The sequence below is a fragment of the Colwellia sp. BRX10-9 genome (assembly GCF_014077405.1).
GTDB lineage: Bacteria > Pseudomonadota > Gammaproteobacteria > Enterobacterales > Alteromonadaceae > Colwellia_A.
In genome coordinates, this window is sequence record NZ_JACGVV010000004.1 from 151,859 (window position 1) to 175,750 (window position 23,892).

21 protein-coding genes are annotated in these 23,892 nt (G+C 38.7%); 11 read left to right on the forward strand and 10 right to left on the reverse strand.

The features are described from left to right. The first annotated feature begins 20 nt into the window (after positions 1-20). From H4J69_RS04105 to H4J69_RS04115, 3 genes are all read left to right on the forward strand, one after another. Positions 21-512: a chemotaxis protein CheW gene (locus H4J69_RS04105; protein WP_146799106.1), complete on the forward strand. Its 492-nt coding sequence runs from the start codon at positions 21-23 to the stop codon at positions 510-512. Between the two features lie 75 nt (positions 513-587). Continuing rightward, entirely contained in the window at positions 588-1,058 is a 471-nt protein-coding gene (locus H4J69_RS04110) for a DUF2802 domain-containing protein (protein ID WP_182230041.1), read from the forward strand. A 114-nt stretch (positions 1,059-1,172) separates the two neighbouring features. Beyond that, a complete protein-coding gene (locus H4J69_RS04115; RefSeq protein WP_310733495.1) occupies positions 1,173-1,985 on the forward strand; it encodes a VacJ family lipoprotein in 813 nt (270 codons plus the stop codon). Positions 1,986-2,108: 123 nt separating this feature from the next. Here H4J69_RS04115 and H4J69_RS04120 read toward each other — a convergent pair whose 3' ends face one another. Continuing rightward, positions 2,109-2,414 (reverse strand): DUF6170 family protein, encoded by a 306-nt coding sequence (locus tag H4J69_RS04120; protein WP_182213536.1) that lies wholly within the window; start codon positions 2,412-2,414, stop codon positions 2,109-2,111. 127 nt (positions 2,415-2,541) lie between these two features. On the opposite strand from H4J69_RS04120, the gene ribE reads away from it, so the two are divergent. The 7 genes from ribE (at position 2,542) to H4J69_RS04155 (ending at position 11,941) form a co-directional block, all read left to right on the forward strand. Next, a complete protein-coding gene (gene ribE, locus H4J69_RS04125; RefSeq protein WP_070374607.1) occupies positions 2,542-3,006 on the forward strand; it encodes a 6,7-dimethyl-8-ribityllumazine synthase in 465 nt (154 codons plus the stop codon). A gap of 12 nt (positions 3,007-3,018) precedes the next feature. After that, on the forward strand, positions 3,019-3,435 hold the full coding sequence (nusB, locus tag H4J69_RS04130; RefSeq protein WP_070374606.1) for a transcription antitermination factor NusB: 417 nt from the start codon (positions 3,019-3,021) through the stop codon (positions 3,433-3,435). A gap of 44 nt (positions 3,436-3,479) precedes the next feature. Beyond that, a complete protein-coding gene (gene thiL / locus H4J69_RS04135; protein WP_182213538.1) occupies positions 3,480-4,457 on the forward strand; it encodes a thiamine-phosphate kinase in 978 nt (325 codons plus the stop codon). 15 nt (positions 4,458-4,472) lie between these two features. Next, positions 4,473-4,940, forward strand: coding sequence for a phosphatidylglycerophosphatase A (locus H4J69_RS04140; protein WP_182213539.1), 468 nt, complete (start codon positions 4,473-4,475; stop codon positions 4,938-4,940). A 146-nt stretch (positions 4,941-5,086) separates the two neighbouring features. Beyond that, complete coding sequence (locus H4J69_RS04145) at positions 5,087-6,931, forward strand: nitric oxide reductase activation protein NorD (protein ID WP_182213541.1); 1,845 nt, start codon at positions 5,087-5,089, stop codon at positions 6,929-6,931. Positions 6,932-7,358: 427 nt separating this feature from the next. After that, positions 7,359-8,672, forward strand: coding sequence for a fumarylacetoacetase (fahA, locus tag H4J69_RS04150; protein WP_182221235.1), 1,314 nt, complete (start codon positions 7,359-7,361; stop codon positions 8,670-8,672). 674 nt (positions 8,673-9,346) lie between these two features. Next, on the forward strand, positions 9,347-11,941 hold the full coding sequence (locus tag H4J69_RS04155) for a TonB-dependent siderophore receptor (RefSeq protein ID WP_182213543.1): 2,595 nt from the start codon (positions 9,347-9,349) through the stop codon (positions 11,939-11,941). Between the two features lie 229 nt (positions 11,942-12,170). Here the strand turns inward: H4J69_RS04155 and H4J69_RS04160 are convergent, their stop codons facing one another. Beyond that, complete coding sequence (locus tag H4J69_RS04160) at positions 12,171-13,451, reverse strand: multifunctional CCA addition/repair protein (RefSeq protein ID WP_182251920.1); 1,281 nt, start codon at positions 13,449-13,451, stop codon at positions 12,171-12,173. A 147-nt stretch (positions 13,452-13,598) separates the two neighbouring features. On the opposite strand from H4J69_RS04160, the gene H4J69_RS04165 reads away from it, so the two are divergent. Beyond that, positions 13,599-15,227 (forward strand): AAA family ATPase, encoded by a 1,629-nt coding sequence (locus H4J69_RS04165; protein WP_182244805.1) that lies wholly within the window; start codon positions 13,599-13,601, stop codon positions 15,225-15,227. A gap of 50 nt (positions 15,228-15,277) precedes the next feature. Here H4J69_RS04165 and H4J69_RS04170 read toward each other — a convergent pair whose 3' ends face one another. The 8 genes from H4J69_RS04170 to H4J69_RS04205 all read right to left on the reverse strand — a co-directional run bounded on the left by H4J69_RS04170 (position 15,278) and on the right by H4J69_RS04205 (position 23,886). Beyond that, a complete protein-coding gene (locus H4J69_RS04170) occupies positions 15,278-16,510 on the reverse strand; it encodes an HD-GYP domain-containing protein (protein WP_182244806.1) in 1,233 nt (410 codons plus the stop codon). 180 nt (positions 16,511-16,690) lie between these two features. After that, complete coding sequence (leuD, locus tag H4J69_RS04175; protein WP_182213549.1) at positions 16,691-17,287, reverse strand: 3-isopropylmalate dehydratase small subunit; 597 nt, start codon at positions 17,285-17,287, stop codon at positions 16,691-16,693. Positions 17,288-17,289: 2 nt separating this feature from the next. Further along, positions 17,290-18,723, reverse strand: coding sequence for a 3-isopropylmalate dehydratase large subunit (gene leuC, locus H4J69_RS04180; RefSeq protein ID WP_070374598.1), 1,434 nt, complete (start codon positions 18,721-18,723; stop codon positions 17,290-17,292). Positions 18,724-18,726: 3 nt separating this feature from the next. After that, a complete protein-coding gene (leuB, locus tag H4J69_RS04185; RefSeq protein WP_182213551.1) occupies positions 18,727-19,860 on the reverse strand; it encodes a 3-isopropylmalate dehydrogenase in 1,134 nt (377 codons plus the stop codon). Between the two features lie 40 nt (positions 19,861-19,900). After that, positions 19,901-21,466 carry a 2-isopropylmalate synthase gene (gene leuA, locus H4J69_RS04190; protein ID WP_182213553.1) on the reverse strand — a complete coding sequence of 522 codons (1,566 nt, stop codon included), beginning with the start codon at positions 21,464-21,466 and terminating at the stop codon, positions 19,901-19,903. A 330-nt stretch (positions 21,467-21,796) separates the two neighbouring features. Then, the gene (locus H4J69_RS04195) at positions 21,797-22,828 is read right to left on the reverse strand and encodes a CDP-glycerol glycerophosphotransferase family protein (RefSeq protein ID WP_182244807.1); all 1,032 of its coding nucleotides are present in this window, start codon (positions 22,826-22,828) and stop codon (positions 21,797-21,799) included. A gap of 9 nt (positions 22,829-22,837) precedes the next feature. Continuing rightward, positions 22,838-23,440 carry an SDR family oxidoreductase gene (locus tag H4J69_RS04200; protein WP_182213556.1) on the reverse strand — a complete coding sequence of 201 codons (603 nt, stop codon included), beginning with the start codon at positions 23,438-23,440 and terminating at the stop codon, positions 22,838-22,840. Beyond that, positions 23,440-23,886 carry an adenylyltransferase/cytidyltransferase family protein gene (locus H4J69_RS04205; RefSeq protein ID WP_182213558.1) on the reverse strand — a complete coding sequence of 149 codons (447 nt, stop codon included), beginning with the start codon at positions 23,884-23,886 and terminating at the stop codon, positions 23,440-23,442. The genes H4J69_RS04200 and H4J69_RS04205 overlap by 1 nt, the downstream gene beginning before the upstream one ends. Positions 23,887-23,892: the final 6 nt, after the last annotated feature.

The window sequence follows — 23,892 nt, forward strand, 5'->3', positions numbered from 1 at the left end:
ATATTTAAGAGGCAGGCTGTATGGCTGATGATAGACGTAATGCAAATGAAAACGTAGACAACGATGAAGTGTTGCAATGGGTAACCTTTAAGCTTGATAGTGAAACCTACGGTATTAATGTAATGCAAGTGCAAGAAGTCTTGCGCTATAGTGAAATTGCACCGGTGCCAGGAGCACCTACATATGTATTAGGTATCATTAATCTGCGAGGGAACGTTGTTACTGTCATTGATACCAGACAACGCTTTGGGCTTAAACCTGCGGATATTTCTGATAATACTCGTATTGTTATCATTGAAGCCGAAAAACAAGTTATTGGTATCTTGGTAGATAGTGTCGCTGAAGTTGTTTACTTAAAAAATTCTGAGATAGATGATGCTCCGAATGTTGGTAATGACGATAGTGCACGATTCATTCAAGGTGTTTCAAACAGAGAAGGTGAGTTATTGATTTTAGTCGACCTAAATCAGTTACTTTCTGACGACGAATGGGATGAACTTAAACAGTTCTAGGCTGTTTACTGAGTCTCTTTAAATAAAGCCTGGCTTATCAGGCTTTATCTAGTTGTAATGGTTTAAGAAGCGTTTATGTTTATTATCTCGCCACTTTTGATTTTAGTTAGCAGTTTTGTGCTTTTTATAGTGCTAATGGGTTATATTTATCGCCAAAAAACTTATTTTCATCGAACTAATAAAGTGCTGAAAACACAACTTGAAACGCAAGAGTTGTTTATAAATGAGCTACAATCGTCGCAAAATAGCGTAAATAAACAATTGCTTGAGTTTAATAATAAGCTTGAAAGTCTGCAGTTAGAAAACGAGCAAGTCAGTAAACAACTTGAACATCGTATTAAAATACTGCAACAAGAGAGTGGGCTTCAAAAGCAATTAATAGATCAATTTCAAAATCAGCAACCGCAAGATAAACTCTATTCACGTGCTTTTAAACTCGTTGAGTTAGGCGCAGAGATCGATGAGGTCGTTCGAGAATGTGACATCCCACTTGCTGAAGCTGAGATGTTAATATCTGTCCACAGAAATAAAACATCGCCTTCTTAAAACCAATCATTTTATGGTTTTTCCGCAGATAAATAGTTAAAGCTTTTATGTTGCATTGCATTTTTGCGTGGTAAACTGCGTCATTATTTTTTTACTCAATATCAAGGACGCTAAGTGAAAGTAGCCGCTATATTTTCTTATTTGTTCAATAATCCAACAAAAAAAATTGTTGTCATTCTACTGGCATTAGTTATTTCTGCCTGTTCATCAACACCTGCTGAAAATAGTGCTAGTGTTTCAGATCCTAAAGATCCATTAGAATCAATTAACCGACCGTTTTGGACTTTTACCTGGGATTATGCAGACAAATATGTGCTTAAACCGACAGCCCAAGCGTATGTTGAATATATGCCAACAGACTTTAGGTCCGGGATACATAATGTTGCCTTAAACCTAAACGAACCATCAACGGTTATAAATAACCTGCTGCAAGGAAAGTTTAGTGAAGCGGGTAAAAGTACGGGGCGTTTTATCCTTAACTCTACTATTGGCATATTTGGATTTTTTGACCCAGCAAGTGACTTCGAGTGGATCAGAGCACAAGAAGAGTTTGGTGAAGTCTTAGGCTCATATGGTGTTGGAGATGGACCTTATCTAGTTATACCGGCTCTTGGGCCAAGCTCAGTTCGTGAAGAAGTGGGTGACTATGTTGATAAATACTACTGGCCATTAGCGATTATTGATTTTTGGCCTAACTTACTTCGCCAAGCCGTACTCGGGCTTGAACAACGAGCTGCGCTTGTTGATCAAGAGCAAATTATTAATGAATCTATTGATTCATACGAATTTGTAAAAAATGCTTACTTTCAAAATATGGAATTTAAAGTTTATGATGGTAACCCGCCCATCGTGATTGATGAAGACAGTGAAGACGAAATTAATGCCTTTTTAGAAGAACTCGATAACATGGCAGACGTTGATCAATAAACTTGCTTTGCAGAGTGAAGCTTAAAATACTTCAAGCTTCACTCATTTTTACAAAACTATTAATTAAAAAAAAGGCTGTGGTGTTAATGTAAATCGCGGTTTTTTTGATGTGATAATTAAAGATTAAGCTAATTTATTATACTGCTTGATCGCAACACTGAGATATTTACGGGTAAAAATTAACGATACTGGCCGAAGTAAAATAAAATACACGGCTAGAAAACTAAACAAAGATACCACAAAGAGCAGCCCATCTAATTGTGCCATAAATATAAAAGGTGGCACCAACATGATTAACTTCAAAATATTTAATACGAACTTCTCTGGTGCGGTCAATTTAGCGGCAGCGAGTGTTAAAATCTGCTGTCTTTGCCCAAGCGTATAGCTTTCGAGTTCGGGAAGTTTATTTGTTGAAAATATAAAAGCCATAGGTATCGTATTTTTAGTGAGTAATAGCAGTATTCTACAGTATTTTTACACTTAATTAAGCAAACAAGTACCGAATTGTCTCTGGGTTTGGTAGAATTGCGGCAAATTTTTTGTGAGTGAAATATAAATGAATATCATTGAAGCTAATTTTGACGCAGCAGGTAAAAAGTTTGCCATCGTTGTTTCACGTTTTAACAGTTTTGTAGTTGAAAATTTATTAGAAGGTGCAGTTGATGCACTTAAACGCCATGGCAATGTTGCAGATAACGACATTACTATTGTTCGTGTTCCTGGCGCATATGAATTACCCCTTGCTGCTAAGCGTATTGCAAGTAAAGGCGAGTTCGATGGCATTATAGCTATTGGCGCCGTTATTCGTGGCGGAACTCCACATTTTGATTTTGTTGCGGGCGAATGTAATAAAGGCTTAGCGCAAGTTTCAATGGAATACACTATTCCTGTTGCTTTTGGTGTTATTACAACCGATACCGTTGAGCAAGCAATAGATCGTGCCGGACTTAAAGCAGGTAATAAAGGCGCAGAAGCGGCTTTAAGTGCTTTAGAAATGGTTAATGTTTTAGATAAAATATAAGCGGGAATTTTTGTGAAACCAACTCCTAGAAGGAAAGCTCGTGAGTTAGCTGTTCAAGCTATTTACTCATGGCAGCTTAGCCAAAACTCAGTAACTGATATCGAAGTTAACTTTTTAACTGATAACAGTGCGCGCCGTTTTGATATTCCATATTTTCAACAATTACTCCACGGTGTAACCAAATCAGTTGGTTCTATCGATGAAGCTATTTCTCCACATGTTGACCGTCCTTTAAACGACGTTGACCCAGTAGAAAAAGCTATTTTACGTGTCGCCATTTATGAATTGAAAGATTGTAAAGATGTGCCATACCGAGTTGTTATTAATGAAGCTATCGAATTAGCAAAATCTTTTGCTGCTGACGATAGTCATAAATTTGTTAATGGTGTTCTTGATAAAGCCGTTAAACTGATTCGTCCAGAAGAATAATTTGCGTTCATTTTCTCAAAGCAAAGCAAAGGATTGGTTGTTGTATGAAAGAATTTGAAGTCATTCGACGTTATTTTACTGAACAGGTAGTGAAGCGCAAAGACGTTTATTTAGGTATTGGTGACGATTGTGCACTGGTTACTCCGGGTGAACGCCAACACATTGCAGTAACGACAGATACCTTAGTGGCAGGTGTTCATTTTCCTTTAAATACATCGCCACGTGCTATTGGTCATAAATCGATAGCTGTTAATTTGTCTGATCTTGCCGCTATGGGGGCAGAGCCTAGTTGGGTTTCTTTAGCACTCACGCTTCCTGAGATTGATGAAAATTGGATCAATGAATTTTGCCTTGGTGTTTTTGACCTTTGTGAATTTTATAATGTCCAGCTTATTGGTGGTGATACGACGCAAGGACCATTGAGTATAACCATTACAGCGCAAGGACAAATTCCTTTTGGACAACATATTTCCCGTTCAGGTGCTAAAGCCGGAGAATGGTTATATGTTACCGGTGAGATAGGTGCAGCGAACCTCGCTTTACAACATATCCAAGGTAAAGTGAAAGTAGCAGCTAAATATCAGCAAGAAATACAAAAACGCTTAGACTTTCCAAAAGCAAGGGTTTTGGCTGGACAAGCTTTACGTAAATATGCGACTTCTGCGATAGATTTATCTGATGGTTTAGTCGCAGACCTAGCTCATATCTGTAATGCCTCGGGTGTTGGTGCTAATATTGTTCTTGATGCTTTACCACTTTCTGCCGCATTAAGTGATACTGTTGGTATAGACGCAGCGTACGATATTGCTTTAGAAGGTGGCGATGATTACGAGCTATTATTTAGTGTTACTGAAGATAACCGCGTAGGCATGGAAACAGCCTTAGCTAACTCAGGCAATAAGATCACCTGTATTGGCCAATTGAATGGTTCAGGAAAAATTACCACGACATTAAATAAAAAAGCGGTAAATATTAAGGTTCAGAGCTATGAACATTTCTCTGATACTCCTTCTACTAAATAATGTAAGTTAAATGTAATGAGTAAATCTACCGAGAACTTTCGTATAACTAACCCCATCCATTTTCTTGCTTTAGGGTTTGGTAGTGGTTTATTACCTAAAGCACCAGGTACTTATGGCACGCTTGCGGCCATTCCTTTGTACCTGCTGTTAGCGCCTACTTCAGTCAGTACTTATTTAGCTATTGTTATTATCATGAGCATTGCCGGTATCTATATTTGTGGAAAAGCCGCAGAAGATGCAGGTGTACCTGATCATGGCGCAATTGTCTGGGATGAAATTGTTGGTTTTTTAATCACTATGTTTCTTGTTCCTTTGACATGGCAAAGTATTGTTGTTGGTTTTATCTTATTTAGAATTTTTGATATTTTTAAACCTTGGCCTATTTCCTATGTAGATAAAAATTTACATGGCGGTCTAGGTATTATGGTTGATGATATTCTTGCGGGCTTAGCAGCACTGGCTTGCATGCACCTTATCTTTTAATCCATAGCACAGAACGTCGAGTTTTAGTGTCTGGTCACTTCTTTTTAAAACCTTAATTAAATGACGGGTTACTTGATACATATCAGCCTATTTATTTTTCAACTTGCTACTATAAATTAAAGACATACTTTAATGCGGTAGTGATAATGGAAGAATGGGTTGGTGGGATTTGGCATAAGTATATTACCCGTAAAGCCAGTACCGAATATGAGCAAGCAAGCGTGTGCTTTAGTGAGGTCAGTAAATCTGTTGGTATGGTTTTTCGTGCCTTAGGTGGCGACGTTGTTAAGCGTATAGAGGCGGCGAGTTCAAGAGATTATCTCGTTCGTCGCACCTTTCTGCAAAAAGTATCGGGTGAAAATCAACAAGTCAGTCTTGCGTGGCAAGACCCTGAGAGTTTACGTTTACCTGAACGTTTAGCGGTATTTCCAACGACTGAACTCAATCGTGACCTTTATATTTGGCTAGCTATTTTAGCTGCGCATCATAGTGGACGCTTTCAGCATTGGGCGATAGATAATCAGCAACTCGTTGTTGAAGTCTTAACAAAATTTCCAGCATTAACTCCCCGTTATCAACGATTAGCCCAAGCTTTTTTAGTAAGCAGACCCTCGTTAAAAAAACTACCCGAGCAAGAAAAAATAATGGAGCAGGCGATTGTCCAAGCGATTCTAGAACCGGGCACTGTTAAAATATTTCCTACGGTTAATTACGCGCCGAAAGCGGTATTTCTTTGGTTATATCCTTCAGCTCATGTTGATCCATTACTCTTGCCTGATTATCAAGACATTACTGAAGACGAAAACCAAGCTCAAGAAAGTAAGCAATCAACAAAAAATAAAATTAGCCGTAAAAAAGCAGATCGCGAACAAGCAGATGAAAGTAACGATGGCATGATGATTTTTCGTTTAGAAAGCCTTTTTTCATGGAGCGAATTTTCAAAACTAGATCGAGGCTCTGACGATACCGATGAAGATGAAGAAGATTTATTACGTACAGCAGAAGATCTCGACAATATTACTTTATCGCAACAACAAGACCAAAAAAGTGCCAATATAAAAATTGATTTAGATTTACCTTCCGCGTCCGAAGATGATATTCCGCTTGGGAAAGGCATTTCTTTACCCGAATGGAATTACAGAACGCAGCAGTTAGAAGCCGACCGTTGTTTACTACAACCAATGCTGCCAAAAAATTATACGGCTCAATCTTTGCCTATTAAGCTTCAAAAAACGGCAAAGGCTATTCAAGCTCAATTTGAACAATTAACCAGTGTACGTTACTGGCTAAAAGCCCAACCGCAAGGCGAAGAACTTGATTTGTCTGCTTGGTTAGACTTTTATGTAGAAAGTAAAATAGCGCCGACTCAAGAAAAAGGACTTTACCAAAGTTTTAGAGGTAACAATCGCGACATTTCTAGTTTATTACTGGCTGATTTATCTATGTCTACTGATGCTTATTTAGATGATGATAACCGTGTTATTGACGTGGTTCGCGATAGTATGCTGTTATTTGGTGAGGCGTTAAATAGTGTTGGTGATAACTTTGCTATGTATGGTTTCTCTTCAGTAAGACGTTCAAATGTTCGTCTTACTATGCTAAAAAACTTTAATGAACCATACAATGATGAAATTCGTGGCCGCGTTCAATCTATTCGCCCCGGTTTTTATACACGAATGGGAGCGGCTATTCGCCAAGCAACCAAGGTTTTACAAGAGCAGCGTAGTACGCAAAAATTGCTACTGATTTTAACCGATGGAAAACCTAATGATATAGATCATTATGAAGGGCGTTTTGGTATCGAGGATACTCACCAAGCGATTGCTGAAGCAAATAGGTTAGGCATTAAACCGTTTTGTATTACCATTGACCAAGAAGCAGAAGAGTATTTACCTTATTTATTTGGTCGTGATGGCTTCACTGTTATTTTACGACCAGCACAATTACCGATACGTTTGCCGCAACTTTATCATCAATTAACGAGTCATTAATTATGTCTGCGAAACAGTTACCTTGTCTTTATTGCCAAACAAAAAATGAGATTAATAGGGAAAATTGTCAAAATTGTGGAATGCCGTTAGCAAAAGATCATCCTGACGGTGAAAATGCGCGGCAACGATTTTTTGTCAAAGCCTTCTGGGGTATTGTTATATTTTGTATCGTGATGATGATTTACTTACCGAGATATCTTTTTTAATCAGATTATGGGCTGTAAACTCTTTAGTGCAACTATTTGTTGACAGCTTAACCCTCAGAAAAATAACTCAATGCTATCATTAATACCAATTATTGTTCTCGCTGGTATAATGCCGCTATCTTATATCGTTATCTTCTATACTTACTTGTATTTTAAAACGTATTTTGACGTTTTATCAAAGTAAGCCATAAATTTCAGGAGTTCTTCAAGCAATGTCTACTATGAATTTATTAAACGAAACCCACAATTCAGCCCGAGTTAGTTGGCTTGTCACTGCGAATAAAGCAGATACCGACTTTCCTATTCAGAACTTACCTTTTGCGGTTTTTAAACGTGCAAATAGCGAAGAAGCATTCCGTGGTGGTGTAGCCATTGGTGATCAAGTTATTGACTTAGCTGCCTTGGCTAACGCAAATGTTTTTGACGGTCTAGCCCAAGCAGGCGTAAAAGCCTGTAATGCACCACAGTTAAATGATTATATGGCGATGGGTAAAGCGACATGGAGCGCTTTACGTTTAGCACTCTCTGATGCTTTGAAAGAAGGCTCAGCTTTACAAGATAAAGTGGCCGCTTGTTTAATTGCTCAAGCTGACGTTGAATACGCACTACCTTGTAATATTGGTGATTACACTGATTTTTATACCTCAATTCACCATGCTACGTCAGTGGGTTTGAAGTTCCGTCCAGACAACCCATTATTACCTAACTATAAATGGGTACCTATTGGTTACCACGGTCGTTCATCTTCTATTGATGTTTCTGGTCGAGATTTTAAGCGTCCTTCTGGACAAACTAAAGCGCCGACAGCAACTGAACCATCATTTGGCCCTTGTAAGCGTCTCGATTATGAATTAGAAGTAGGCATATTCATTGGTAAAGGTAATGACTTAGGCGATGCTATCTCTATCGATAACGCCGAAGATCATGTCTTTGGTTTATGTTTATTCAACGATTGGTCTGCGCGTGATATTCAAGGTTGGGAATACCAACCCTTAGGGCCATTTTTGTCGAAGAACTTTGCGTCAACAGTCTCACCTTGGATTGTGACGACAGAAGCATTAGCACCTTATCGCTCGGCTTGGACACGTGTTGAGACAGATCCTCAACCAATGCCATACCTAGAGTCAGAAAATAATCGTGCGATCGGTTCATTTGATATCCAGCTACAAGCCTTGCTTGAAACCCAAAATATGCGTGAAAAAAGTGAAGAAGCGGTTGAAATGTCACAATCTAACTTTAAAGATTCATACTGGACAGTGGCACAAATGGTCGCTCATCATACCGTTAATGGTTGTAACCTTCGCGCGGGTGATATGTTTGGCAGTGGTACGCAATCTGGACCTAAGCCTGAAGAAGCTGGTTCAATGTTAGAGCTTTCAAATGCGGGTGCCGATCCTATTACTTTACCTAATGGTGAAAAACGTACTTTCTTAGAAGATGGTGACAACGTCATAATGAAAGGTTGGTGTCAAAAAGAAGGTGCGGTACGCATTGGTTTTGGTGCTGTATCAGCGACAATTTTACCAGCGAGTTAATGGCTAAATTAGCTAATTGCTCATTGAGTTAATCGCAAAGCGTTGGTTGTTTATGATCAGCGCTTTTTTTATCACTAAATTTCAATAGTAATAATCTATTTTATTCCCCCACTACTTCTCATTAAATTTTGTTTTGATCTAGATTATCTTTTTTATAAATCAGCCCTGCGAATACAAAATTATTCAATAAGTGTGCATAAATAAGCGACGAAATGCTAAAAAAAGACGATGAATTACTTTGTATATTGTATGCACTGTGAAGTTAGTGTTAATTTTTAGTGCTTTGACTGTGACTTCACTAAATAGTGCAATATTTTTATAATTTATTTTTATGTCAATTTGGAATAAGAAAATTCTTTTAGGTCTATTTAGGTCTATTTGATTACGAAAATATTCGGATATTAATTTCTGGTTAATAAGTCCACAGTCACTAGCCTGTATAGTCCTCATAGAGAAAACCTCTTTATCAATAACTAGACTTCTTTTCGTAATTAAACGTTATTTAATGAAGAACATCTATTTTCGCGCTATTTTCAATTAATTTCGCCCTTGTAAACACTTTTAGGCTGTTTTATAAAGTACCTGCAAGTCTAGGTAGTTTCACCTATTGACTACCTAGTCTAAAAAAACATAAAAATATAAAAATATAAACATAAATCTATGAAGGAAGTAACATGTCTACTCAATTATTTCGTACAGCAACGTTAACGTTAGCGGTAAGTATTGCACTAGGTACTGCCCCAGCATATGCAGAAGAAAACAGCTCAAAAGTAAAAGTAAAAGATGTAGAAAGAATAGCGGTTGTTGGCTCACGTTCAGCGCCTCGTTCTGTTGCTGACTCTCCTGTTCCAATTGATATTATTGGTGGTGAAGATTTAGAGAAAATGGGTTCAAGTGACATGCTTGATCAACTTGTCGGCAGTGTTCCTTCATTTAACGTACACGCTAACCCAATTAGTGATGCGGCGACATTAGTTCGTCCGGTAAACTTACGTGGTTTGTCTTCAGATAGCACATTGGTGTTATTAAATGGTAAACGTCGTCATCGCGCTTCAGTTATTGCATTCCAAGGTGGCGGCATTAACGATGGTGCACAAGGTCCAGATATTTCTGTTATTCCAAGCATAGCGTTAAAGCAAGTTGAAGTACTACGTGACGGTGCAGCAGCACAATACGGTTCAGATGCAATCGCTGGTGTAATGAACTTTGTCTTAAAAGATGCTGCAGAAGGCGGTAGTTTCTCTGTTAAGCACGGTGAATATTACGAAGGCGATGGCGCTACAACAACCTACGCAGGTAACGTTGGTATGCCATTAACTAAAGATGGTTTCGTTAACTTAAGTTTTCAATATAAAAATGCTGATGCGACAAGCCGCAGTGTTCAAGTAGCCAATGCTGCGACCATTGCAGCGGCCGGTAACTCATTCATCGCTGAAGAAGCTCAAGTTTGGGGTTCTCCAGAAGTTAATGATGACACCACACTTTTTGGTAATATTGGTCTTGATTTAGGCAATGATAAAAAATTCTACATGTTCGGTAACTATTCAGAACGTGATGTAAAAGGTGGCTTCTACTGGAGAAATCCACATAACCGTTCAAGCATTTATTCAAATGATGGTGGTGACACACTACTTGTTGGCGATTTAGATGGCGTAGATAACGGTATTACTTGTCCTACCATAGCTATTGGCGCTAATGTTTTAGACCAAGCTGATTATCAGTCTATTGCCGACAATAGTACGGCTTTAGGTAAAAACTGTTTTGCGGTTAACGAAACATACCCAGGCGGCTATACGCCAAACTTTGGTGGTAATGTAGTCGATACATCATTAACTATGGGTGTTGAAGGTGAAATTAACGGCGGAATGCTAGACGAAGTTTTCTTTGATATCAGTGGTTCTGTTGGTCGTAATAAATCAAGCTTTAGTATTGTAAATACCATTAACTCTTCAATGGGTCCTGAATCTCCACGTGATTTTGATTTAGGTGATTACACACAATTAGAAAAAACGTTTAACTTAGATTTATCTAAGGGCGTTGAAGTTGGTCTAGATTCACCAATGAATGTTGCGGGTGGTTTAGAATGGCGCGAAGAGACATTTGAAATTGGCGCGGGTGATCAATACTCATTCCTTGCTGGTCCATTAATCGACCAAGGGTTTAACTTAGGCTCACATGGTTTCCCTGGTTTTCAACCATCACAAGCCGGTGTATTCTCTAGACGCAGTGTTGCTGCATACGTAGATGTTGAAGCATACATTACTGACGACTTTTTACTTGGCGCAGCTTTACGTTATGAAGACTTCTCATCATTTGGTGATACGTTAAATTATAAATTAACGGCTCAATATTCTATTAATGATGAGTTATCAATACGTGGTTCTGTAAGTACTGGTTTTAGAGCTCCTACCGTTGGTCAAGCTAATGTAAGTAACGTTTCTACCGCATTAGAAGATGGTGAATTAACTGATTCAGCGTTATTACCACCAACAAGTGAATTTTCAAAATTATTTGGTGGTAAAGAATTAGAGCCAGAGCAGTCAAGCAGCTATGCATTTGGTGCTGTTTATCAAAATGGAGATTTTTTCTTTACGGCTGATTACTATCATATTGAAGTTGATGACCGTATTACACAATCTGACCGTACAAAATTAGAAGAAGCTGACTATGCTAAATTAGAAGCATTAAATGTAGCTAACCCTCGTTCAGTCGGTACAGTAAGTTTCTTTGCTAACGATTTTGATACTACAACACAAGGTGTCGATATTGTTGCAAACTACGGTATGCAGTTGTTTGAAGGTGATACTAAACTTAGCTTAGCTTACAACTGGAATGAAACCGATGTTACGGGTAGTTCTGATATTACAGGTGCTTTTAAAGTTAAACGCTTAGAAGAAGGTTTACCAAAGCATAGAGGTTCATTCACTGTTTCTCAAAGCTGGGATAATATCAGTATGTACGTTCGTGGTAACTACTTCGGTGAATACCATGCGGTACACGTAGATTATGACCTAGCCGCTCAAGATGCTGATGCAGCAATTACTTTTGATGCTGAAGTGAGTTACTTTATTAATGACTCATTTACAATAGCAGCTGGTGCACAGAACATCTTTGATCAACAAGCTGAAGAGTTAGAGTTTGAAGAAGCTTCACGTAATCATCCTGATGGCTTCACACCTAATAACCAATGGGGCGGTAAGTACTACGAAACATCTCCATTTGGCTTTAACGGTGGCTTCTACTACGTAAAAGCAACCTATAGCTTTTAATTGAGTTGTAAATAGCGGTTAGAACACTAATCGTCTTACTTAAAAAAGTCAGCTAATTTAGCTGACTTTTTTATATAAAAATATTGAGGTGTTGAATAGGTTAGTTAACTATGTCGAGAATAATAACTTGGTCGAGAATAATAACCTGCTCACAGTGAAGCTAAATTAGCGTGGGGCTGGGTAAATTTACTTGGTACTTGAATGTTGTTTTTGATTTTTCAGCCAAAGGTTAAAGATTGTTAGCTTGTACATGACCTACTTTAAAGCTCTGAACAAGTTCAATGCGTTTTTTATTTATGGCTTCTTTAATATCTGCACCTTGTATTCCTTGTTCGATAAACTCTTTAGCGGTTACCGTTAAGGCCGCTTCAAAAGCACTACGTAAGTAATCTACTTGCGGATAGGGTTTGTTCTCATTGTACAAACGACCGCGAAAATCAGCCGTACAGGCAGTCAAGAAATCAGTAAACTCTTCAGGCTTGCGCCATACATCTAAACTATTAAACAACTTAACTAGCGTGTTGGCTTTTAATTCAAATGCTTTATGGCAATGTAAATGAAATTCACAGACTTTACGCGCTAAAATTTTGTGATCTTTAGGCACTTTTAATTGCTCACATATTTTGTCAACTAATGCTAAACCTGAGTTTTCATGACCCCGGTGGCTGGGCCAATTTTCTGCTAAGGTCAAAGACTTACCCAAGTCATGACAAAGTGCCGCGAACCGTACAGATGTTTTAGGGGAAAGCTTTACCGCTTGTTGCAGAACCATCATAGTATGAATACCCGAGCAAATTTCTGGGTGCCATTTTTCTGGGTTAGGGATCCCCCATAGCGAGTCAAGTTCAGGCCATATTTTGGCTAATGCGCCACATTCACGTAACACTTGAAAAAATACTTCGGGGTTATTTTCAGTCAAACTGCGCTGCATTTCTTGCCAAATACGTTCACCTGACAGTGTCGCTAATTCTCCACTTTCACTGATTTTAGTCATCAAGTCTACTGTTTCGACAGCAATGGTAAAACCATAATCATGATAACGGGCAGTAAATCGAGCTACCCGTAAAACACGAAGCGGGTCTTCAACAAAAGCTAATGAAACATGTCGCAGTATGCGGTTTTTTAAATCAACTTGGCCATTATAAGGGTCAATAATAGTGGTGCTATCAACGCTATCGTTAAAGGGCATCGCCATTGCATTAATAGTGAGATCGCGGCGAAGTAGATCTTCTTCAAGGGTAACCGCGCTACTCGCATCGCAAACAAAACCGGTATAGCCCTGGCCTTGCTTACGTTCAGTTCTTGCTAAGGCATACTCTTCTTTAGTCTTGGGATGCAGAAATACCGGAAAGTCTTTACCGACTTGCGTAAAGCCTAATGTCAGCATCTGTTCAATCGTTGCGCCTACAACAACATAATCATGATCATAGACCTTGTGTCCTAAAAGTTTGTCGCGAACGGCACCGCCGACTAAATAGCGGTTAAGTACTGAAAGGTCATTGTTGATCATTATTACTCTTTATTTATTAAAGCTGACATATTTTCAGAAAGCTTAGCATATTTATATAAATTATTTACCAGCTAGTTTTGACTTATGATGGACTACAGGGTAGTTTCTATGACAGTTTATTGACTTTAAAAATTACTTAAATCTATTATGTATAAAGGTTATTTTGGTTTAAAAGAAAGCCCTTTTTCAATCGCACCTAATCCTCGCTTTTTATTTATGAGTGAACGCCATAAAGAGGCTTTGGCTCATTTAAGTTATGGCTTGGGTGAAACAGGAGGCTTTGCACTGTTAACGGGTGAAGTTGGCACCGGAAAAACCACGATCAGTCGGCGCTTAATGGAGCAGTTACCCGAAAATACGCAAGCGGCTTTTATTCTTAATCCAACATTATCAAGTCAAGAGCTACTGGCTACTATTTGTGACGAGCTAAAAATTCGTTACCGAAAGACTGGGGCAACGTTAAAAACACTCACCGATAAAATATATGAAAAACTCAATAAAAACCATCAAGCTAATCTTAATACGTTATTAATCATTGATGAAGCGCAGCATTTAGCGCCAGAAGTTTTAGAGCAGTTACGTTTATTAACAAACTTAGAAACAGATACTAAAAAATTACTACAGGTCATTTTAATTGGTCAGCCTGAATTAAAACAATTGTTGCAACGTCGAGACTTGCGACAATTGGCACAACGCATTACTGCTCGCTATCATTTGCTACCGTTAACTAAGGCCGAAGTAGGGCATTATATCCAACACCGCTTGTCAGTAGCACAATGTGAACGTATGTTATTTGAGCGTGCCGCAGTGGCGGAAATTCATCGCATTTCACAAGGTATACCGCGGATAATTAATTTGTTATGTGAGCGTTCACTGACCAACGCCTATTGCAGTAATAATGCTTTGGTGACTAAAAAAATTGTTTTATTATCTGCACAAGAAGCATTAGGCGATGAATACCAAGCGACCTATTGGTGGCAACACAAAGCGGTTAAGGCGCTAGCCGCATGCACAATGTTAGCGGTTATTGTCGGTAGCTCATATTTCCTAGGTCAATTCTTTGGTGAAGATATTAACGAAACGTCGGCGCTCAATATTACTGAGCCTGCGGTTAATAACCCTATAAGTGACACTAGCGCTCCAGCGCTTATTGCTGCGGATAATGAAAGTTTAGCGACTAACAATAAAAAAACACCGGATGAAAATTTAGTTGCAGTAACAACAGACAATGCTTCTAAAGTGTTTGAAATAGAAAGCGATGGTGACAAAAAACGTGCTGTTGAGCAGCGTATCGTAACAGCTAATAGCACAGCAAACGTGGTTATGCCGGACAAGAATTCTTCAGAGCAACTATCTACATTAGCAGAAAGCAAATTAGCTGAAGATAAAGCGACAAGCAAAGTTAAAGAAAAGCTTTCTGTGACGGCGGTTGACGGTGTTTCTGATGATTTGCTGGCGCTTTTTCAAAGCGCAATAGATGATACCGAGCAAGACCCTCAATTCAAAAATAGCGCAAACCAAGCTGTCGAACCTGAGGTTAATGCACCGACATTATCAGATATGCCTGCTTGGGTGCAAAGTGAGTTACCTTCATTAAATTTTCAACAACATATTTATACCAGTGAAGGTGAAAGTTGGGTAAAAGTTAATGGCAGAGATCGCTATGAAGGCGACACTATTTCTGAGGAATTAGTGTTAAATCATATTTATGGTCAGAAAGTTATTTTAACGTTTAAAGGCCAGCAGTTTAGTTTACCGGCGCTTTCTTCTTGGTAATATTATCGTTTTAAGTGGTCTGACTAATGTTTATCTGCAAGCGCTAAACGTTAGTCGATAAAGGCGGTTTTGAAAAAACCTAATAAGTTAAGGTTAAATTCTTCAGGTCGAATACAGCAGTCAATTTGATCTTTGTATTTTGATTCACTCAAGTTAACTTCTTTAATCGGTATCGCTTGATTGAGGCGTATATTATAAAAAACGCGTACGTATGGGTGTAAGGGTTTTTGTTTATTTAAGCGGCTAATTAGCCCTAATTTACCACTGTTAAGTTTGACTAAGGTACCGACGGGATAAACGCCCATACACTGAATGAAGCTTTCAACTAATTCTTCGTCATAACATTCAGGGGACTCAGCAATAAGTCTCTTAAAAGCATTAATAGGGTGAACACTCTTTCTATATGGGCGATCACAGGTCATGGCGTCGTAGCTGTCGATGATAGCAAGCATCTTGCCATATTTTGATATGTCATCTCGCTTAAGGTTATTAGGATAACCCGAACCATCTAAACGTTCATGATGCTCTTGTATCATAGTCATCGCGACATGAGAAATGCTAGGACTGTCTTCTAATATCTTTAAGCCAAGCGCAACGTGACTGCGAATAATACTTTGCTCTTTAGCGGTTAACGTACCTTGTTTATTTAAAATATCGCTAGGTAATAATACTTTACCAATATCATGCAAAAAGGCACCCAGCGCTATTTCTTGGATCAAACGTTTGTCAAAGCCTAAATGTTTAGCAAAAACAGCCATCAAAATTGAAACATTGAGTGAGTGTTCAATAAGATAAGAGTCTTTAGTTTGAAAGCGGGACATGCAGGTTAGGGCATCTTGATTTCGAAAAATAGAGTCAACCATAGCGTTAGCTGATTCTTCAACCTCGGCAATATTAATTGATTTTTTTTGTCTAATTTGCGATAGAATTTTTTCTTGCAGTAATTTTGCGTTTTTATACAAGTCGCTGGCTTTTTTCATTTCGCTGTCAAATGATATAGCTAACTTTTCCAGCGAATTATTTTTTAGTTCAATAAGTTGTCTGGTTTTAATGTCAGTAAAAACCTTTTCAACATTAACGGTTTGCTTCTCTTTATCAGGCACAATAACGAGCTGAACAATATCAGCGTTACGTAATTGAGTAATACTTTCAAGACACGAAATATAACCTTCAGATTTGATCGAAAGATGATTGTTATCGGAAAATGATTTTACATACATGCCAGGTTTGAGCTGATCGATAGAAATAATTTCGGTGATTTCGCTCGTTGTTATTTTGGACATATTGTTGGGCGGCTAGTTACAAAGCTATAATTGATAATAGCTTATTACTAAACAATACTTTAGATTAATTTTAGTCATTAGTGCAATTGATGGGTGAAAGGGGGAAAGGGTGCAAAAATAAAGCTTCATCTACAATTTACTGGTAAAGAGCAGATAAAGCTTTAGGACGTTATACTTAACTTATTGCCAGCTTGGCATTTTTGCTTCAAAAGCTTTTATCGTGTCTAGCTTGTTTAATGTCCAGCCAACACTGTCTATGCCTTGTTCTAAACAATATTGATGAAACTTATCTAAACTAAAGGTGAAACTTAATTCGCCACAAGTGATTGTGTTATTGATTAAGTCGACGGTTAACTCGAGGTTTTCTTGGCTGCTCATTTTAAATAACGTGTCAATTTCTTCATCACTAAGTTTTATTGGCAGTAAACCAATATTAATACAGTTACCATAAAAAATATCGGCAAAACTTGGTGAAATTATAGCTTTGAAACCGTATTCCTCTAATGCCCATGGTGCATGTTCTCGACTTGAACCACAGCCAAAATTTTCACGGGTTAGTAGAATGCTTGCACCTTGGTACTGAGGTTTATTCAAAATGAATTCAGGGTTGTTTACTTTCCCTGATACGTCTAAATAGCGCCAGTCATGAAATAAATGCTGTCCAAAGCCTACTCGCTCTGTTTTTTGTAAAAACTGTTTTGGGATTATCTGATCGGTATCTACGTTTGCTGCATCTAAAGGAACAACTAACCCCGTATGTGTTGTAAATTTTTCCATGATTATATTCCTTGTGAATTCAAGTCAACAAAATGACCGGTAATTGCAGAAGCAGCAGCTAGCTCTGGGCTCACTAAGTGCGTTCGGCTGCCACGGCCCTGTCGGCCTTCAAAGTTACGATTACTGGTTGAAGCACAACGGTCACCTTCTGTTAGCACATCATCGTTCATGCCTAAACACATTGAACAACCAGGTAACCGCCATTCAAAGCCGGCATTACTAAATATTTTGTCTAAACCTTCCGCTTCTGCCTGCGCTTTTACGCGATATGAACCGGGAACAACGATGGCATCAACATTTGCTGATACTGATTTCCCTTGTGCTTGATAGCTTGCAACAACACCTGCGGCTGCGCGTAAATCTTCGATACGTGAATTTGTACATGAACCAATAAAGACTTTGTTAATAGTAATATCTGTAATTTTTGTACCCGCCGTTAAGCCCATGTAGGTTAAGGCCGCCGCACAAGAATCTTTTTCTACTTGCTCGGTAAAGTCATCCGGCGATGGCACTACGCTATCGACTGAAGTAACCTGTCCTGGTGTGGTTCCCCAGGTAATTTGCGCTTTAATCTCTTCGGCTTTAAGGGTTAATATCGTGTCAAACTCAGCGCCTTCGTCAGTTTTGAAGGTTTTCCAATCATTTAACGCTTCAAGCCATACATCGCCCTTTGGCGCATATTCTTTACCTATTAGATAATCGAAGGTGGTTTTATCAGGAGCGATTAAGCCCGCTTTCGCGCCAAATTCAATGCTCATGTTACAAACGGTCATGCGTTCTTCCATGCTCAGTGCTTCGATAGCACTACCGCAATATTCAACGACATAACCGGTCGCCCCCGCACTACCTGTTTTGCCAATAATCGCTAAAATAATATCTTTTGCGCTAATTCCAGCGCCTACTTGACCATTAACTTCAATCTTCATGGTTTTTGCTTTTGTTTGGCGTAAGGTTTGCGTGGCAAAAACGTGTTCAACTTCTGAAGTACCAATACCAAAGGCTAATGCGCCAAATGCGCCATGGGTTGCGGTATGAGAGTCACCACAGACAATTGTTGTACCCGGTAACGTTAAGCCAAGTTCTGGCCCAATAACATGAACAATACCTTGATTTTTATGGCCCATACCAAATAGTTCAATACCAAACTCTTTACAGTTTTTTTCTAATGTTCTTAATTGATTGGCTGCGCCTTCACCCGCAGCATCAATTTCTATTGAGCGGGTTGAAATGTTGTGATCCATCGTGGCAATCGTACGCTCAGGATGACGAACAGGGCGGTTATGAAACTTTAAGTTAGCAAACGCTTGTGGTGAGGTAACTTCGTGGATCAAATGACGGTCAACATAAAGCAAAGGTGTTTCACCCGCTTTTTCTTCAACAACATGCTGTTGCCATAATTTTTCATATAAGGTGGTAGCAGAATTTTTAGGACTCATCGGTTATGCCTCTGTTATTTTTTGATTAGCACTATTTTGTGCACTACTATGTTGCGCAATAATCTGTTGGCAAATATAATCACCCACTTCAGTGGTGTTTTTAGCCTGGTGTCTTTGGTTTGCGGGCAGTAAATCAGCGGTTAGCACGCCATTGTCTAATGCGCTTGCTACGGCATCTTCAATCGCTTGTGCCGCTGCACTTTCATTTAAGCTGTAACGTAGCATTAATGCTGCTGATAAAATTTGCGCGATAGGGTTAGCGATACCTTTTCCGGCAATGTCAGGCGCACTGCCACCGGCAGGTTCATACATACCAAAACCTTCGCTATTTAAACTTGCAGAAGGTAATAACCCCATAGAGCCTGTTATCATTGCGCAGATATCCGAAAGAATATCGCCAAATAAATTAGGGCATAATAAAACGTCAAATTGGTTGGGATCGCGAACAAGTTGCATGGCGGCGTTATCTACATATAAATGCTCTAAGGCAACATCGGGATATTCACTCGCGACTTCTTCAACCACTTGGCGCCATAATTGACTGGTCGCTAAAACATTGGCCTTATCAACAGACGTTACCTTATTGTTACGTTTTTGCGCCGCTTGAAACGCCAAGTGAGCAATACGTTTAACTTCTCGACGAGAATAAAACATCGAGTCAAAGCCGGTTTCTTCTTCACCTTCACCGCGACGTCCTTTTGGCTCACCAAAGTAGATGTCGCCGGTTAACTCGCGAATAACCAGTACGTCGAAGCCTTGCTGTGAAATATCACTGCGCAATGTCGATAATGATGATAAAGCCGGTTGTAAGGTCGCTGGGCGCATATTACAAAATAAATCAAAACGGCTACGCAAGCCCAATAGTGCACAACGTTCAGGTTGCTGTGTAGGAGGTAAGTTAGCCCATTTTGGACCGCCAACCGAGCCAAACAAAATAGCATCGGCTTGTTCACAACCTTTCATGGTCTCATCAGGAAGGGCGTGACCGTGGCTATCAATAGCAGCACCTCCTATAGCGTAATCTTGTGTCGATATTTTTATATCAAATATTGTTGCGATGGTACTTAATACTTTTTTAGCTTCAACCATTACTTCTGGTCCGATGCCATCACCGGCTAATATTGCTATGTTCGACATGTCTTTTATACCTTTAGTCAATCTTATATGTTTGAATTTATTATAATGAAGCTTGAACGTCGTTTTTTAGTTCGCTTTTTATTTCATTAATGGTGATGGCGCGATGAATACTATTCAGTGCGTGTATCAAGGCTTTTGCTGAAGCGTCAATAACATCGGTGGCTAAGCCGTAGCCATGAAATTTTCTATCTTGCCAGGTAACCACTAAATCAGCTTTACCTAAACCGTCTTCACCTTCACCTTTATTTGATATTTTGTAATCAGCGACCTCAAAGTCAATATCAACCGCTTTTTTAATCGCTCTATATAATGAGTCAACCGGGCCATTACCCGTTTCAGAAACAATATGGCTTTCTTTTCCAGCTAATAATTTAATACTTGACGTAGAAAACTCTCCGCCGCCACACTGCACGTTTAATGTTTCTAGATGATAAAATTCTTGCTCTTCACCTTGTTGTTGAATATTAAAGTGCAATGCTTCTAAATCATCATCAAAGACTTGACCTTTTTTATCGGCTAACGCCAAAAAGTCACTGTATAACTCTTCTAAGTCAAACTCAGCTTCGGTATAACCTAAACTTGCCATGCGGTGCTTAATAACGTGACGGCCACTGCGTGAGGTTAAGTTTAATTTTGTTTTACTGATGCCAACACTTTCTGGGGTCATGATCTCATAAGTATTACTGGCTTTTAACATGCCGTCTTGGTGTATACCTGACGAATGACTAAAAGCGTTACCGCCAACAATCGCTTTATTTAATTGCACGGGCATATTACATAATTGGCTAACTAACTTTGAAGTGCGGGCAATTTCTTGATGATTAATATTAGTGTGTACATTTAAGAAGTCATGGCGGGTTTTCATGATCATCGCGACTTCTTCTAATGAACAATTACCGGCGCGTTCACCAATACCATTAATGGTACATTCAATTTGTCTAGCGCCTGCTTGTACCGCAGTCATTGAGTTGGCAACAGCTAAGCCTAAATCGTTATGGCAATGCACCGAAATTACCGCTTGGTCAATATTAGGCACACGATTAAATAATTGGGTAATAATGCCGCCAAATTCATTGGGTAGGGTATAGCCAACCGTATCAGGAATATTAATGGTGGTGGCACCGGCTTTTATGGCGTTTTCAACCATGCGACATAAATTGTCGATAGGGGTACGGCCAGCATCTTCACAAGAAAACTCGACATCATCAGTAAATTTTCGGGCAAATTTAATTGCATGGATTGCCATTGCTTCAACATCGGCAAAATCTTTCTTCAATTTTTGTTGAACATGAACATCTGACGTTGAAATAAACGTATGAATACGGAATTGGTCAGCGACTTTTAACGCATCGGCACAGGCTTGAATATCGCCTTCAACAGCTCGAGCTAAAGCACAAACTCGGGAATTTTTAATGGTGCGGGCAATTTGTTGCACTGACTTAAAATCGCCTGGCGAAGAAACAGGGAAACCAACCTCCATTACATCTACCCCTAAGCGTTCAATGGCTAGTGCAATTTGTAACTTCTCATGCACTGAAAGGCTTGCATTTAGTGCCTGCTCTCCGTCACGTAAGGTGGTGTCGAAAATAATTACCTTGCTGTCCATGTTTATTCCTTAATATTTATTGTGCTTAGGGTATTGGCTACTTACATAAAATACGGGTATAAAAAAACCCGCGGTAATATGCGCGGGTTTTAATGTTTATCTTTAATTTACAACAATAAAAAACCTATCCGCGCATTGATAATGTGAGGAGGAGGTTAATGCGAATAATGTTTTTTATGGTAATGGTCGTTGTCATTAAAGTCGTCTTATTAAGTTAGTTTAGCTCGCTAGAGCAAACAGTCATCTATTAATAGCGTATTTACTCAAATAATGTCAATTAATTATTAATATTTAAAAAGTATAATGGTGGAGCTAATGAATATAAGGCATTCAAAACTTCCAATAATTAAGGATTTTGCGTTGCTTTAAGTTTCTGATGATATTGCGCGGTAGTGTTTTTATTGCCTGTTTGCCATTGAGTCTAATATCTTCTACAGCCTCTAATATCCGAAATGACGACTTACCATCACTATAAGGATGTAACTCCTGGGCATAACGATTTATCGCTAAGATAAGTGTTTCTGAAGGTGATAATGCAACAGTTAATGCTTGGGGTAATTCTTTTGCATCGGTAATGTTAATTAAATAATTACCGGGTTGGCTATTATTGAACGCGATAACCGGCTTACCCAGTAAAGCAAACTCACCGATAACCGACGAAGTATCCGATACCATAATATCAGCCGACTGCAATAAGCTATTTATATTTGACGATGTTATTATTTTCAGGTTTTGTGAAGAGAGTTGAGCATAAAGCTCTAACCACTTTGTATCCATTTTTGGGTGAAACTTAATCAGCCAATTATATTTTTTATCATCCACTAAAGCGGCAATTTCTTCATATAAAAAAGGTGCGCAAGTTAACGCGGGTGAAAAAGTGGGCGCAAAGAGAATTGTTGGCAAGTTATTACTAAAATATTGCTCTTTAGGGGTATTAAATAAATTATCTAATTTTGGCCAGCCTGTTTCTTTAACATCGAAAAACTTATGCTGGTTAGCTAATTCATTAAAGCGATTGGTGGTCGCTGCCCCATGAGTACAATAGAGATCAAAGCAGTCTCTAATAACAAAGTGACCTTTTTTCTTCCACTCTAAACCATGGAAAACTTGTACTTTAATACCGGGAATAAATCGTGGGATGATATTACCCGGCACAAAGCTAGCGACAGGGTTAAAACTAATCACATCAGCAACACTGCTAAGTACCACTTCATCGGCAGAAAAATTACTCAGATTAACATCACTACCGGCCACAAACCACGCAACTTGGCTTCCTTGGCTTAGTATTTCTCGCTGTAAAGGTCGCAAAATTTCAAAAGAATAATTTTGTGAAATATAGAAAAGGTATTTAGATGCTTTCATTGATATAAACTAACTGGGATTTAATATGAACTCACCTTTACGGACAAACAAAATATCACCTGATGTGTATTTTTCATCAATGATATCTAATACATGTTTTGAAAGATCTTCGCATGTTAAAATATTGTCGTTGGGTAAGTCGAATTTGTCTCTGAACTTTGTCATTATTGCTCCAGGACACAAACAATAAGAATTAAAACCATCTTTAGCTAAACATTTAGATAGGGTAACAACACCTGCTTTTGAAGCACAATAAGATGACCAATCAGGGTAGGCATTAAACGCAGCCGTTGATGATATGTTAATGATAACTGTGTCAGGGTTTTTGGTTAATGCCGCTTTAGCGGTAAGGTAAGTGCCAATTAAATTGACTTGAATATCATTAATCCAAAGATGTGTGTCACTCTCTAATATTCTTTTTGGATGGATTGTGCCAGCATTGTTTATAACAATATCAAATGAATGGCTCTTAAAATAATTATTGACGCTCAATTCATTACTTATATCTAATTCAGTTCTGCTTGGTGTAGAGATTTTGAAGGCATTTTTGAACTGTTGATAAAAGCTTTGTGCCCAGTCACCCGCACCACCGGTAATTAATATAGATTTCATTATGCTTTCACATCTGGATTGATATGTTTGTCGGCATTAGTTATTAATTCTTTATACTGATCAACAATTTGAGCTTTTAAATTTGAGCTACTGATACCGGAGCCATAGGGAAAATAGAACACTTTAACACCAAGATCTCTGAGGTAGTCATATTTTCCTTTCCAGTCATCACCAATAACAAATATATCAATGTTAAGATCTTTTACTCTGTCTGTATGTTCTAGAGACCTTTGCGGGATAACGACATCAGGGTATTTTAAGGCACTAACAATTGCTATGCGTTCTTCAAAAGGTATTGCTGGAGGGTTTTTGTAGCTGCATACTAATTCATCAGTACTCACACCTACAATTAGTGTGTCGCCCAAACCTGCTCCATATTCAATCATTTTCAGATGGTTGCGATGAAACAAGTCGAAAGTGCCAGAAACGTAAACTACAGAACTCATATTATT

What these genes read in the sequence shown, in the direction of transcription:
- leuB (WP_182213551.1), bottom strand. Translation starts at nt 19,860, where the DNA reads ATGTCGAACATAGCAATATTAGCCGGTGATGGCATCGGACCAGAAGTA.
- H4J69_RS04205 (WP_182213558.1), bottom strand. Translation starts at nt 23,886, where the DNA reads ATGAGTTCTGTAGTTTACGTTTCTGGCACTTTCGACTTGTTTCATCGC.
- ribE (WP_070374607.1), top strand. Translation starts at nt 2,542, where the DNA reads ATGAATATCATTGAAGCTAATTTTGACGCAGCAGGTAAAAAGTTTGCC.
- H4J69_RS04105 (WP_146799106.1), top strand. Translation starts at nt 21, where the DNA reads ATGGCTGATGATAGACGTAATGCAAATGAAAACGTAGACAACGATGAA.
- leuA (WP_182213553.1), bottom strand. Translation starts at nt 21,466, where the DNA reads ATGGACAGCAAGGTAATTATTTTCGACACCACCTTACGTGACGGAGAG.
- H4J69_RS04195 (WP_182244807.1), bottom strand. Translation starts at nt 22,828, where the DNA reads ATGAAAGCATCTAAATACCTTTTCTATATTTCACAAAATTATTCTTTT.
- H4J69_RS04160 (WP_182251920.1), bottom strand. Translation starts at nt 13,451, where the DNA reads ATGATCAACAATGACCTTTCAGTACTTAACCGCTATTTAGTCGGCGGT.
- H4J69_RS04145 (WP_182213541.1), top strand. Translation starts at nt 5,087, where the DNA reads ATGGAAGAATGGGTTGGTGGGATTTGGCATAAGTATATTACCCGTAAA.
- H4J69_RS04170 (WP_182244806.1), bottom strand. Translation starts at nt 16,510, where the DNA reads ATGTCCAAAATAACAACGAGCGAAATCACCGAAATTATTTCTATCGAT.
- H4J69_RS04120 (WP_182213536.1), bottom strand. Translation starts at nt 2,414, where the DNA reads ATGGCTTTTATATTTTCAACAAATAAACTTCCCGAACTCGAAAGCTAT.
- thiL (WP_182213538.1), top strand. Translation starts at nt 3,480, where the DNA reads ATGAAAGAATTTGAAGTCATTCGACGTTATTTTACTGAACAGGTAGTG.
- H4J69_RS04110 (WP_182230041.1), top strand. Translation starts at nt 588, where the DNA reads ATGTTTATTATCTCGCCACTTTTGATTTTAGTTAGCAGTTTTGTGCTT.
- fahA (WP_182221235.1), top strand. Translation starts at nt 7,359, where the DNA reads ATGAATTTATTAAACGAAACCCACAATTCAGCCCGAGTTAGTTGGCTT.
- H4J69_RS04165 (WP_182244805.1), top strand. Translation starts at nt 13,599, where the DNA reads ATGTATAAAGGTTATTTTGGTTTAAAAGAAAGCCCTTTTTCAATCGCA.
- H4J69_RS04155 (WP_182213543.1), top strand. Translation starts at nt 9,347, where the DNA reads ATGTCTACTCAATTATTTCGTACAGCAACGTTAACGTTAGCGGTAAGT.
- leuC (WP_070374598.1), bottom strand. Translation starts at nt 18,723, where the DNA reads ATGAGTCCTAAAAATTCTGCTACCACCTTATATGAAAAATTATGGCAA.
- H4J69_RS04140 (WP_182213539.1), top strand. Translation starts at nt 4,473, where the DNA reads ATGAGTAAATCTACCGAGAACTTTCGTATAACTAACCCCATCCATTTT.
- H4J69_RS04200 (WP_182213556.1), bottom strand. Translation starts at nt 23,440, where the DNA reads ATGAAATCTATATTAATTACCGGTGGTGCGGGTGACTGGGCACAAAGC.
- leuD (WP_182213549.1), bottom strand. Translation starts at nt 17,287, where the DNA reads ATGGAAAAATTTACAACACATACGGGGTTAGTTGTTCCTTTAGATGCA.